The sequence below is a fragment of the Jannaschia faecimaris genome, assembly GCF_900107415.1.
Classification (GTDB): domain Bacteria; phylum Pseudomonadota; class Alphaproteobacteria; order Rhodobacterales; family Rhodobacteraceae; genus Jannaschia; species Jannaschia faecimaris.
In genome coordinates this window covers 306046-318859 of the sequence record NZ_FNPX01000002.1, presented here as the reverse complement: position 1 = coordinate 318859, position 12814 = coordinate 306046, and the positions used below count along the sequence as shown (strand labels likewise).

9 protein-coding genes are annotated in these 12814 nt (G+C 63.3%); 2 read left to right on the top strand and 7 right to left on the bottom strand.

What is annotated here, in order from left to right; genetic code table 11:
- The first annotated feature begins 1061 nt into the window (after positions 1 to 1061).
- On the top strand, positions 1062 to 1739 hold the full coding sequence (locus BLV27_RS04390) for a sugar transferase (protein ID WP_092642947.1): 678 nt from the start codon (positions 1062 to 1064) through the stop codon (positions 1737 to 1739).
- A 1851-nt stretch (positions 1740 to 3590) separates the two neighbouring features.
- Here the strand turns inward: BLV27_RS04390 and BLV27_RS04380 are convergent.
- The 6 genes from BLV27_RS04380 to BLV27_RS04355 form a co-directional block, all read right to left on the bottom strand.
- Positions 3591 to 3830 carry an efflux RND transporter periplasmic adaptor subunit gene (locus BLV27_RS04380; protein WP_092642941.1) on the bottom strand — a complete coding sequence of 80 codons (240 nt, stop codon included), beginning with the start codon at positions 3828 to 3830 and terminating at the stop codon, positions 3591 to 3593.
- Positions 3831 to 4186: 356 nt separating this feature from the next.
- The gene (locus BLV27_RS04375) at positions 4187 to 4993 is read right to left on the bottom strand and encodes a lytic murein transglycosylase (RefSeq protein ID WP_092642938.1); all 807 of its coding nucleotides are present in this window, start codon (positions 4991 to 4993) and stop codon (positions 4187 to 4189) included.
- 73 nt (positions 4994 to 5066) lie between these two features.
- On the bottom strand, positions 5067 to 6521 hold the full coding sequence (locus BLV27_RS04370) for a cobyric acid synthase (protein WP_092642934.1): 1455 nt from the start codon (positions 6519 to 6521) through the stop codon (positions 5067 to 5069).
- 17 nt (positions 6522 to 6538) lie between these two features.
- The gene (locus BLV27_RS04365) at positions 6539 to 7327 is read right to left on the bottom strand and encodes a lysophospholipid acyltransferase family protein (RefSeq protein WP_092642931.1); all 789 of its coding nucleotides are present in this window, start codon (positions 7325 to 7327) and stop codon (positions 6539 to 6541) included.
- A gap of 9 nt (positions 7328 to 7336) precedes the next feature.
- The gene (locus BLV27_RS04360; protein WP_092642928.1) at positions 7337 to 8236 is read right to left on the bottom strand and encodes a cell division protein FtsX; all 900 of its coding nucleotides are present in this window, start codon (positions 8234 to 8236) and stop codon (positions 7337 to 7339) included.
- On the bottom strand, positions 8233 to 8907 hold the full coding sequence (locus tag BLV27_RS04355) for a cell division ATP-binding protein FtsE (protein WP_092643033.1): 675 nt from the start codon (positions 8905 to 8907) through the stop codon (positions 8233 to 8235). The genes BLV27_RS04360 and BLV27_RS04355 overlap by 4 nt, the downstream gene beginning before the upstream one ends.
- A gap of 182 nt (positions 8908 to 9089) precedes the next feature.
- On the opposite strand from BLV27_RS04355, the gene BLV27_RS04350 reads away from it, so the two are divergent.
- Complete coding sequence (locus BLV27_RS04350; RefSeq protein ID WP_092642925.1) at positions 9090 to 10184, top strand: zinc-ribbon domain-containing protein; 1095 nt, start codon at positions 9090 to 9092, stop codon at positions 10182 to 10184.
- A gap of 6 nt (positions 10185 to 10190) precedes the next feature.
- On the opposite strand, the gene BLV27_RS04345 is transcribed toward BLV27_RS04350, so the two are convergent.
- The gene (locus tag BLV27_RS04345) at positions 10191 to 12806 is read right to left on the bottom strand and encodes a DUF4175 domain-containing protein (protein WP_342023728.1); all 2616 of its coding nucleotides are present in this window, start codon (positions 12804 to 12806) and stop codon (positions 10191 to 10193) included.
- Positions 12807 to 12814: the final 8 nt, after the last annotated feature.

The following is a 12814-nucleotide window of genomic DNA, read 5'->3' as shown; positions in this document are numbered from 1 at the left end:
GATCGCCTGCGCGCTGCTGGAAAATCCCATAAAGTGGTCATAACCGCCGTCGCCAGAAAGCTCGTCACAATCGCGAATGCGCTTTGCAGATCACGTCAAAAGTGGACCCGTCTGACCACCTGAGAAATACAGTTGCTAGTGACGCGGTCATCCCCCGCGCCGTCGAAAATCTTGTAATCGCCGACCGATCCACTGATCGTGTCATTCCCATCACCATCACCCCGTCTATGTCGTCACCGCCCAGATTGTCCGTCGTCATATAAGGTGGGGCATCAGAGCGGCTTGAGTTCTGGAGCCCCCGGCACGATTGCCTGATTGACTATGCCGCCAGGTTTTGGTGTTGCTGGCCGATAACCATGGCGTCGCCGTAAGCAGTGCGGGCGGCCAGATCGACCGAGCGGGTGGCGGAAACGGCCCCGGCTTCAATCGGAGCCTGCTCAAGGCATTCGGACAGAAGCCCATCCTCAGGTTCGGCCTGTAGCGAACATTCATGCAGACGATGGTGGGGAGGTTGGGCATGGTACGCGCTTGGGCGGCGGTCCGCCGGAATAGGCAAGGGATCAAGGTGGCTCGATCAACCTGTTGGTACTTCCGTACTTCTTGGCGCGGGTGGTTCAAGTCCGGCCAAGCCGACCAGCCGCGAGTGCCTGGTGCCACATTTCCGGCCCGAAGGCCGCTTGATTTTCTGTGAACTGTGTCGAGGCGGTTTCTTACGCAAAGCGATGATTTCAGTGGTGTTGATTCTGCGAGTGCGTTCGCATCAGGCTGGTGATTTAACGCCGGGATCCCTTTGTGCAATGGCCACTTGGCGGATTTCCGCCGTTAGGAATTCTGCGTTGCAGCATGTCGTGAGCCGGTCTGAAATCGCGCAGAATCCACACTTCTGGCCCCTGGACCGATTAAGATTTAGTTCAATATTGATTCACCGGCCCGAAAGATGACAAAGGTAGGTCACAATCTTTCCTGCGCGCCTTTCGCCCGCTAGCCTGAGGTCAGTTCTGCCAACCCTTACCTAGTCCTGCCAATCTCCCTGCTTTTTGGGTACCCTCAGAGGTAATTTTATGAAAGTTTCACAGACTCTGTCTGACTACTCGGCTGAGGCAAATCTCTCTCGTTCAGTCCGTAGACGTCGCGGCGCAGCGATCGGTAAGCGCACTTTTGATCTTGTTCTCGCTCTTCTCCTGCTCCCGATTCTGCTCCCGGTCATCGCCGCTCTTTGCGTGATCACGCGCCTTGATGGCGGTGCTGGAATCTATGGACACAAGCGGGTGGGCCAGGACGGCCACACGTTCCGTTGCTGGAAGATACGATCGATGGTCGAGAATTCCGGTGAGGTGCTAGAGCGTCATCTCGCGGAAAACCCGGAGGCTGCGGCCGAATGGGCTCGCGGCTACAAGCTGAGCGACGACCCCCGGGTCACGAGGTTGGGCAACTTTCTCCGCAAGACCTCGCTCGACGAGTTGCCGCAGATATGGAACGTGCTGCGCGGCGAGATGAGCTTCGTCGGCCCTCGCCCCGTCACCGAGGTGGAGCTGAAGAAGTACCAAGGCTACGAATGGTGCTATCTGTCGGTCAAACCGGGCATCACCGGTTTTTGGCAGGTCGCCGGGCGCGGTAATGTCGACTACAAGACGCGCGTTCGCATGGATGTCACCTACTTTCACAAGCGCAGCTTCCTAGGCGACATATTGATCATCGCCCGCACCGCTGGCGTGGTCGTTCGCGGCACCGGCCAGTAGATATCTGCATGATGCGAGAGGGCCGGTTCCGGAGGTTTCGGGGGCGGCCCTTTCTTGCTTTCGAAGCGTGGATTAACCAAACATCAGTGTGTTGTCGTCCATGCTCAGGGCAACGGCACCATAGGCGGCGCTCGCCGCCCCGCTTAGTTTTTGCCAGGACTTCGATCGAGCACTCGCTATGGCGCTCAAGATAGGCGCGACGCCCGTCGTGAACGATGAAGATCTCGGCTCCGGCGAAACCCGAGCTTTCGACGCCGGTGACGGCGATACTGTCGCCTAGAAATGTCCACGTGGAGGTTACCTTCAGCGCGGCGGCGATCCACCGGGACAAAAGCATGGTTCCCGCCACCGCTGGCAAGACGGCATTTGATTCATCCGAGTTTTAATCCGACGGCCACGTCGGCGTCCCCACATGACTATGCACCTGGTGGAGTAGTTGGCATCAGCCCTGCCAAGCCAAGCAGAAACCCGAAGTGCAGGGGCTTGGTCTCAATAATGCTCAAACGCTGCGCGGGCCGGGCCCCTGCGTCTCCCGCAAGATCTTTCGTAGATGCGGCAGAACGAATTCGCTCGGCAGAAGGGGCAATCTTGCCAGACTCTGATCGATTCAAATGAGCCTCGCTGGTCGGCAATTTTGTTCGATTCTTGATATATAAATCTTGTTCATCTGATGTGCCGATCCTTGACGGAGGCGATCTGACAGGTTTAACAGACAGTTAGAGCAGGAAGCGCCTCTCTTGTAGTGAGGACTTCTTTTGCTTTTTTCATTTGATATTTTTCCTTTTTGTCCGCGATTTCGTGGGCCTGCCAGTTCTGGTCCTTTTGCGCCAGCCTCGGCGAGTGGGTCTGGATCAGCCTCCGAGCATATTCAGAACAGCGGTATAGGAAGAAATCCTGATCAAGATGGTCTCGGGAGCGCTGACTGCCGTATCCTCGTGCGAATTCAGTCGGCTCACCAAGTCCCCGATCCGAATGAGACGCTAACAGCTTCACTGCTAGCCTCCGAAAAGGTCGCCCCTCGAGAAGATTCCGCCCGTCTGACGGCGTCGCCGTTTGGCTCCATTCTGAGTTGTGACCCCAAACCAACCCTTCGGCAAACTGCGGGAAGGAGGATCGGAGCGTATTTGAGACTGCTGCTGGCGGCATGTGGCGGCAGGGTGCTCTCCGAAACTGCGGCAGACATACCATTCCATCGGAGAAACGCGCGTCACATGGATGCGAGGGGGAATGGCAACCTGAATGAACGCTAGCACTTGGGTGGAGGCAGGAGCGGGGCGGCAACTAATATCTGATTGCAGAGAGGAAGAATGGAAATGGGTATACACGGTGGAAAGAGGGTGGGCGCGGGCCGCCCGAAAGGATCTCGAAACAAGGCGACGACCGCTCAGAAAACGGCGCTTTCTGAGCTGGCTCGGAGCCATGCAGAATCGGCTCTACAGGCCCTCGCAGAGGTTGCAGCGAAGGGCCGAAGCGAAAGTGCGCGTGTCACTGCCGCCTGTGCTTTGCTGGACCGGGCCTTCGGTCGACCCGGTCAGAGCGTCACAATGGGCGCGGCGGAGCCCGAGGACGGGTTCGCTTCATTCCTGAAGGACCTCCGTGCTCGGGGAAGCCGGGCTCCGATAGCGACCAATGCCGAGGATGAGTGATGCCGCCGCTTCAGGAAGCGGACCAGGACAAGATATCCGTCGGTTTCGATTGCCCGGCACACCGTCCCAAGTCGGTCGATCCGGTCGATTGGTGTACCTCTGTCAGCGTATTCTCAGCTCGCGACCTTTCGCGGATTCAAGGTGATTATTCACTAACAATATGAAAAATTCTGCGGGCTCTCGGGTCGCAACGTGGTGCAGGCCGTCAAGGTGGCGGGGCCAGGCGCAGTCCGGTCTCGATCCTGTCGTCGGGAAAGCGGACCACGATGTAGCCTTGGGCGAGGCCCGAGATGATTTGCGCCTCGGTGTCCGTCCTTTCTCCGACCGTCACCTCGACGCTTCGGGCGCGTCCGTCCACCATGGTGAAGACAGCCCAGGCATCTCTGTTGCGAAAGAGCGCGTTGACCGGCACTTTCAGCGCCTCCGACGCTTCCCACAGAACCACGCGAACCTCGACTTCGAACCCGTGACCGAGGCGCAGCCAAGTCTCGAACGGCGATATGACGTGATGTCGATGACCACGCCCACCCTCTGCTCCTCGATTCCGAGCGCGGACACTTGGTGAAACCGAATGGCTCCACCCGCTGCACTTCGCCTGACAGAGCCCAGTATTCTCCGCAACCAAATTAATGATGGGTCCAGAGCCTAACCTAAATCATAGATCCACCGGTTTTTGTACCAGAGCCCGTTGCGCACATGTCCTCTCAGAAACGTGCCAGACGGCCTCAAATTGAACCTGACCCGTGCGCGCCTGAAACAGAGCGGCCATCCCGGGCGAGCTGTCGCGACCCGCTCCGTTTACTACCGGATCTTGGCTGCTGACAGCGCAATCGCCTGCTGGTACACGGTCGCTGCGTTCCATTCATTCAGGACCCGGAAGTTTGCGGTGCCCTCATTGAACGGTTGCCCCGGTTGCCAGCCTTTCTGGCGCAGGAAGTTTGCGGTTGAAGCCATGGCGTCGGCCATGTTGTAGAAATCGACGCGCCCATCGCCGGTTGCATCCTGGCCATATCGAAGCGCATTGCCCGGCAGGAACTGGGTGTGGCCCAATTCGCCGTGGGCGGCCCCGTTCTGGCCGGGGGACAGCATCCCGCGGTCAACCATCTGAAGCGCGGCCAGCGCGTGGGGCGTAAAGAAATCTGATCGGCGGCAGTCATAGGCCACGGTCAGGATCGAGGAGACGACGTTCTCGGACCCCATGTTGCGACCGAAGCCCGTCTCCATCCCGTGGATTGCAAGCAAGATACCAGCGGGCACGCCGTAGCGCTGCTCCAGCGAGTTGAAGAACGCGCGGTTCTGGTTCAGGCGGTTCGTGGCCTGTGCGGCGAACCCGTCGATTGAGCCGAGGCGGATGCGGATGAAATCATTCAGGGCGTATCGAACGCCCTTCTGGTTGCGGTCGGCGGCGATTGTACGGGTGGAATAGCGCGCACCACCCAATGCTTGCAGACCCGGCTGTCCGATGCCGACGGCGGCCGCCTCCTGCGCGAATTGACCTTTCCAACGTTCCCAGCCGCTGGCATCATTGCCGCATTGGGCGGCAAGGGCGGGTGTGGCAGCACAGGCGGCCACGAGGGCAACAACGCGGAGCAAGGTGGCGCGGGACATGTGGATCTCCTGAACGAAAAGGTATGATCTGACATTAGCACGGGCCACGAGCCCCGCAACGCTCGGGACGGGGTTATCGGATATCGGTGGCGATCTGCGCGATGGCGTCCATGTCGAGCGTTGCCGCCAGATGATCGGCCAGTAGATCCAGCGTTGCCTCGACCGCCGCGCTGTAGTCGGTCGGCGCGACCGCCACACCAATGCGCCCCAGATAGGCTGCGCGGAAGGCATCGCCTGCGAACAGCCCATGCAGGTAGCACCCCCGGACACGTCCGTCGCCGCTTGCGGCACCGACCTGCGCGCCGTCGCGGGTCAGCCATCCGCGCATGGTGTCGGGGCCGCTCGTCTGGCCCAGGTGGATTTCGTAGCCCGGCACCGCTGCCCCACTCTCAACGTCGGTGGCAATCACGCGGGACAGGTGCTTGCGCGGTTGCATCACGGTGTGCACGTCCAGCAGGCCGAGGCCTTCGACCGTGGTTGGGGCACCCTCCAACCCTTCAGGATCGGCAATCGAGCACCCCAGCATCTGGTAGCCGCCGCAGATCCCCAGCACGTGCCCGCCGCGCCGGGCGTGTGCCGCCAGGTCGATGTGCCAGCCGTTGGATCGGAAATCAGCGAGATCGGCGATGGTGGATTTCGAGCCGGGAATAAGGACCAAGTCGCAGACCGGCAGGGGGCGGCCCGGATGGATCACCTCAACCGAAAGCGCCGGATCGGCAGAGAGTGGGTCAAGATCGTCGAAGTTGGCGATCCGGCTCAGACGCGGCACCGCGATGCGAAAGGCCCCTTCGCGTCTGGACGACCGGATGTCCATGATATCCTCGGCGGGCAGTTTCCACGCGTCGGCGAACCACGGCACGGTGCCCAACGGCGTCCAGCCGGTTCGGGCGGCGATCTGCGCCGTGCCTTCGTCAAACAGCGATACGTCGCCCCGAAACTTGTTGACCAAGAATGCCTTTATGCGCGTTGCGTCCGAAGGGTCGAGCACGGCCTTCGTGCCCACCAACTGCGCGATGACGCCGCCCCGGTCGATGTCGCCGGCAAGGATGACCGGAATGTCTGCCGCCTCGGCAAAGCCCATGTTGGCGATGTCGCCCGCCCGCAGGTTGATTTCCGCGGGGGAGCCTGCCCCCTCCACCACGATCAGGTCGGCCCCCGATGCCAGGCGGCGATAACTGCCGAGGCAGGCTGACAGCAGTTGCGGCTTCAGCTTGGCGTAATCCCTTGCCCGCACCGTGGCCAGACGCTGACCCTGAACAATGACCTGGCTGCCGGTGTCGGTCTCGGGCTTGAGCAGGACGGGGTTCATGTCGGTCACCGGGTCCACGCCGCAGGCCATCGCCTGCAAGGCCTGGGCGCGCCCGATCTCTCCGCCGTCCGCCGTCACGGCGGCGTTGTTAGACATGTTCTGAGGTTTGAAAGGGCGCACGCGCAGGCCCTGCCGCGCGAAATGGCGGCAGATCCCGGCGACCAGCATCGACTTGCCGACGTTGGAGCCCGCCCCTTGGATCATGATCGCCTGTGCCATGCGCGGCGCTTTCCCGATTAGTGGTGCTTGCCGCCGGCGACGTCGTGGGCGGCATGTGCCACCGGGTCCCCGATGGTCTGCGGGTCTATTGCGACGGGGAAGCCCGCTTCCTCCATCAGCCGGTTCGAGGCGGTCTCGATCCGCGCCTCAAGGGTTGCCATGAAGGTTGCACGGTCAAGGCCGGGCGGGATCGGCTCCAGAAACTCGGCAACCGCCAGCCCCGGCCTGCGCAATATGCCGCGCTTGGGCCAGAAGACGCCTACGTTCGTCGCGACCGGAACGCAGGGCTGCTTGAGCTGGTCATAAAGGGCAAACGTCCCGACCTTGTAGGGTCGCTTGGCCCCCGGTGCGACGCGCGTCCCTTGCGGATAGATCAGCAGTTGACCCCCCTCGCGCTTGCCCGAGCGGACTTCGGCAAGCATCAGCTTGATCGCCTCGGTCCGCTTGCCGCGATGCACGGGGATGCACCCCAGCCGCAGCGCGTACATTCCCAGGAACGGCGCAAAGCGCAGGATGGATTTCATGATGAAAAAGGGCCGCGAAAGCGCGGTCCAGATCAGGATGATGTCCAGAAAGCTTTGATGCTTGGCGGCCACCAGAACGCCTCCAGTGGGCACGGTGCCGCGGATCTCGCTGCGCAGGCCGGTGATCCTGGCCAACTGCCACAGGGTGCTTCGCGCGTAGAAGCTGCAGGCCCAGCGGGCCCCCTCGGGCGAGGCGATGAGCAGTGGGATGCAGGCAATGCCCACGATCGCCATCCAGACATACATTGTGACGTTGAAAAGCGCGGAGCGGATCAATTGCATCGGGGGTCCTTATTCGAAACCGGCCAGCGCGCGAAATGCCGCGCGACGGGTGGCCAGGAAGGCGACAGCCCCGGCAAAGAGGGGAATGAGCGGCAGCAGAAGCCAACCCGCGCCGTTGAAGCCTAGCCCCGTCAGAAACCCGCCTGCGGGGTCCGCCTGCGGAAGAAATGCAATCGCGAGGCCGCCTGACGTCGCGCCGACAGCGGCACCCATCGCGGTCCGCAGGGTGAAACGGCGGGTAAAGGCGCGGATGACGTAAGCGTCACGTGCGCCGACGAGGCGCAGGACGTGGATGATCTGACGGTTCGCGGCAAGGGCGGCGCGCGCAGCCAGTGTGATCATTGCGGCCAGCGTCCCCGCGATCAGTGCAAGTGCGATCCACCCCAGGCTGCGTAACCGGTCCGCCGCCTGCACCAGTGGCTGTCGCCAGCGGGTGTGATCGTCATAGGTGGCCCCCGGCACTTCGGCCGCCAGCCTTTGACGCAACCCCTCGACGTCCAGATCCTCCGTGCCTGTCACCTCGATCAGGCGGGGCAGGGGCAGGGTGTCGAGCGGAAGGTCCGGGCCCAGCCATGGCTCCAGAAGGGCGAGCTGCTCGGCCTGCTCCAGAACGCGGGCTTCCGCGATACCTGGGGTGGCCGACAAGATCGTCTCTAACGCGGCGACCTGTGCGTCGGCCTGCTCGGGCGGGGCGGAAATGCGGATGGTTGCCGCTTGGGCCAGACTGTCGGCCCAGCGGTCCGCCAGCCGCCCCGTCGCCAGCGACAGCGCCAGCGCGAACACCGCGAGAAAGGCCATGGCCCCGGCAGTCAGAACCGTCAGCCATACCGTGTGTCCCGTGGGAGGGACGACGCGATCGGCCTGGCGGTCGCCAAGCGCGGCATTCAGAAGGGCGCGCAAGGCCTTCACAACGCGGCCCCCGTCGTCAGAACGCCGTTGGCCAGCCGTAACACGCGGGCCGAAACCTGGGCCTTTGCCGCGCGGATCAGGGCAAGGTCATGCGTTGCCACCAGCACGGTCTTGCCCATTCGGTTCAGTTCGGCCAGCAGGGACAGCAGGCGCTGGGACATTTCCCAGTCAATGTTTCCCGTGGGTTCGTCGGCGATAATAATCTCCGGGTCCATTATGACCGCCCGCGCCAGCGCCGCACGTTGGCGTTCGCCCCCCGACAGTTCGGGTGGCAGGGCGTTGGCGCGCGGTGCCAGCCCGACCCAACTCAGAAGTTGATCGAGGTTCGTCGCCTCCGCCGCCACATCGCGGCCCGAGACGGTCAGGGGCAGCGCCACGTTTTCGCGGATCGACAGGTGGTCGATGAATTGGCAATCCTGGTGCACCACGCCGATCCTTCGCCGGATCCGTGCCAGACCATCGCGGTCGAACGTCCGCGTATCGCGCCCGTCCAGAAGAACCTGGCCGGAGGTCGGTTTCAGATCACCATAGCACAGCCTGAGCAGCGTGGTCTTGCCCGCACCCGATGGACCGATCAGAAAGTGGAATGACCCCGGCGGCAAGCCAAGGTCCAACCCGGCCAGCAGCCCTGCGCCACCATAGGAATATCCTGCGCTCTGCAGCTCGATCACGGTTGTCCCCTCGCGTTGCCGCCCTTCTGCCCCAGCCATGATTTTGACGCAATCACCGCCTTTCTGGGTCTTCACGCCACAAACCGCCGGTGCAAGCAGGCCGTCAGGGTTGACACCCGTGGATCAATCGGGCGCGGTAAGGGCAATTGTTAACCACACACACAGGATATGACGTCCCACCCATGCGTATCACCTGTCCCAATTGCAACGCCCAGTACGAAGTGGGTGACGACATGATCCCGTCTGATGGACGGGAAGTTCAATGCTCGAATTGCGGAACGACATGGTTTCAGGGCGGACGCCCCCGTGCAGCAAGTGCGGTAGAGGAACGCGCAGTCCGGCGACCGGGGCACAAGGCATCGACGATGCCTGATGATGCTGTCGACGATGTCGCGGACCACGATAAAGACGATCTCGGCCGCGAAGATGACGGCGAAGACAAGAAAACACAGCGGGATGCCGTGCCTCCGGGTTCAAGGCCCCGTCGCCGGGAACCTGATCCGGAAATGCTGGATATCCTGCGCGAGGAGCGGGAGCGGGAGGAGCGCCTGCGCGCAGCGGGTGAGGCATCCGACATTTCGGGCGAGACGTCTGACGACGCTGAAAACGATGTGACCGAACCCGCACCCGAGCCTGAGGTTGATAAGGCCGAGGCGGAGGCCGTTGTTGAGCACCGTGCACAGGCTGCGACCGAGCGGGCGCGCATGGCCGCCGCGGCCTCTCTGGCGCGAGCCCGAGCCCGCAGCTCCGATTCGCGCGAGAGGGGAGCACCGTCAGGACGGGTACCCGAGCCGGCGCAGGACGATGATGTCGACATGTCGGACGTGATCGCCGCAACCCTGCGCGATGCCAGCGTAACGCAGGTCGAGGAAGACGACCCGGACGAGGACATCTTGGCCGAGGACGACGCGGCCGCCAACGACACCGCACCGACGTCCTCAAGGTCGGCGCGTCGGGAATTGTTGCCCGATATCGAGGAAATCAATTCATCCCTGCGTCCTGACGAACGCGCCGCCGAGGCCGAGGCGCTGTCCGGTGAGGAGTCTGAGGCCCCGGAGGAGGCAAGACGCAGCAGTGGCTTCCGGATCGGTTTCCTGCTGATGTGTGCGATCATCATAGTCCTGCTTGGCGTCTACGTTTTTGCCGGGCAGATCAGCGAGGCCGTGCCGCAACTCGCGACAATGCTTTCGAAATACGTAGCATGGGTCGACGAGCAGCGCGTTGCTCTGGCGGCCGCCACCGAGGCGCTTACCGCCAGCATCGCACCCGACAGGTAGACGCACTCAGAACCGGTCAAGCAGGCGGCGCAGGTAGTCCAGTTCGATTTCCGGGCGATCACGTTCGCCCGAGCGGCGACGTATCTCATCCATCAGATCGCGGGCACGGCGCTGCGCTTCCGGCCCTTCACCCAGCGGGTCCGCGCTGCCGATTTGGCCACCTTCGCCGGACTGACGGCCAAGCGGGTCGCGGTCGATGGCGCGTCCGGCGCGATTGCCCTGCTGACCCTGATTGCCGGGCTGCTTGCTGCCCGGTTGGCGGTCGTCGGCCAGCGCGCGGCCCAACTCCTGCATCCCGTCGCGCAAGGCGTCCATGGCGCGCGCCTGGTCGTCCAGCGCGCCGCCCAGGTTGCCGTCGGCCAGGTCCCGCTCCGCGTCTTCCATGGCACCCTCGGCACGACCGAGGGCATCGCGCGCGGCATCGCCGGCTTCGGTGCCCGCACCCGGAAGGTTATTGCGCAGTGTCTCAAGTCCCTCGCGCAGCGCCTGCTGACGTTCGGCCAGGGCCTGTGCATCGGTGCCGTTGCCGCCCTGTCCGGGCTGATCGCCGGGGCGACTCTGACCGCCACCCTGGCCGGGATTCTGGGATTGGCGGGTCTCGCCTTGTTGGCCGGATTGGCCTCGTTCGGGTTGCTGACCCTGTCCGGGCTGTTCGCCCTGACCCTGTTGGCCTTGCTGGCCCTGTTGCCCCTGTTGGCCGGGCTGCTGACCTTGTTGGCCGAATTGCTCCTGCAACTGGCGGAAGGCCTCGTCCGAGAGTTCCTGCTGCTCTCTCAATTGGTCGCGCAGCTCGTCCATGGCCTGCTCGCCTTCGCCCTGCTGGCCCTGACCGCCACCCTGGCCCTGCGTAACCTGCATATTCTCCATCATTTCTTGAAGCTGCCGCAGAAGCTCCTGCGCCTCCGCGGTGCGGCCCTGCGCCATCAACTCCTCGATGCGTTGCATCATCTGATCCAACATGTCGGGTGTGATTTCCTGCGTCTCGCCCTGTGCCTGTTGCTGCTGACCCTGTTGGCCCTGCTGTTGGGCAAGCTGACGGGTGTAGTCGTCCATCGCCTCACGCATTTCGGCCATCAGGCGGTCGATTTCCTCGGGCGAAGCTCCCTGCCGGATGGCCTCGGCAAGACGCTCCTGCGCCTCGCGCAAACGGGCCAGCGCGCTGTCGAGCGATCCGTCCTCGATCCGCACGGCGGCCTGCCACAGCATCTCGGCCACTTCGTCACGTGTCTCAAGCGTCAGCGGCCCGCCATCCAGACGACGTATCGCCATGCGTGTGATGATATAGGCGGTGGGCGCATTCCAGCTGCCGTCGGCCTGCCACGTGATGGCCTTGAGCAAGCGCGAAACGCGGGCCCGGTTCGCGCGTGACCAGTTCAGGTCGCGGCGCTGTTCGATCAGGGCTGCGGCAATCGGGTCATAGAAGGCGCGTCCCGGCAGGACGATGCGGTCAACTGTGGTGCCTGTTTGTCCGGCGGCATCCGTCGCGGACAGGTTGATCGTCACCGGCATATCAGCCAAGGGGTGCTCGGTCAGTTCGGCGCGGAAGATCTCGATGATATCGGTGCGGTCGCCCGCAATGGGAAGCGACATATCGAGCGTCAGCGGCTCTCGAGGTTCGGGTTCGATCGAAAGGCCGTGACGGCGCTCGGCCGCGTCCGGGTTCAACGCGATGGTGATTTCCGCCGCCGTCACGCCGTAGTCGTCCGCGGCGGTCCACGGGAGCGTGACCTGATCGGGGAATTCGAAGGCGGCTTCGCCGCTGGTGGCGATCACGGGGGCGGCGTCCGGGGTGGCGGTCAGGGTCCAGAGCGGCGCATCGTCGGTTCCGTCGATCGAAAGCGTGCCTGATTGGCTAACCCTGAAGTCCTGGAGCGGTTCGGAGGGTTGCGTCTCGGACCGGCCCGATACGGTTTCGGACACGGCAAGCGCGCCGGTCTCGCCGTAAAGGCGGACAGTCACGCGCGTGCCCTTGGGGACGTCGACCGGACCCGGCGCGATGTCTTTGAGATAGAGCGTCGGCAGGCCGGTGTGGCGCGGTGGCTCCAGCCAGCCTTCCCAGGCAGGCCCGGTCGCGACCTGTTGGCCAATGCCCGGAAGCTGCGGCACCTCGGGCACCCGCCAGAGCGTGCCGAACAGAACCGCAATGGCCGCGAACAGCACGGCCATGTAGCGCAAGGCATAGGGATCGCGATGCGAGATGCGCAGATTGCCGGGGACGCCTTTCGCTCCTGCCAGACGCGCGCTCATGCGGCGACGGTGCGCGGCCCAGACAGCGGCGGCCTGCGGATCGTCCGATCCGACGGCCATATGGTCCGACAACGCGGTAAGGGGGCGACCGGGCAGCGTTTCATCCAGCCGTGCCATGGCGTCAGCTTGGGTCGGGGCGATGAAATTCCACAAACCTGCGACAACGAAGCCCACCGTGGCGATCATCAAGGCACCCACGGCCGTCCATTCCCACAATGGAGGCAGGAGGCCAGACGCCCAGATCGCCAAGCCGACAAAAGCGACGGTCCACGCCGACCAGAACGTACGGGTGATGCGTTCAGCCCAGAGGCCGAGGTGCGTCAGGCGCATGGCTCGCGCGATGGAGCTTTTGGCGGGCGACTTTTTGTCGGTCAAACGACCCT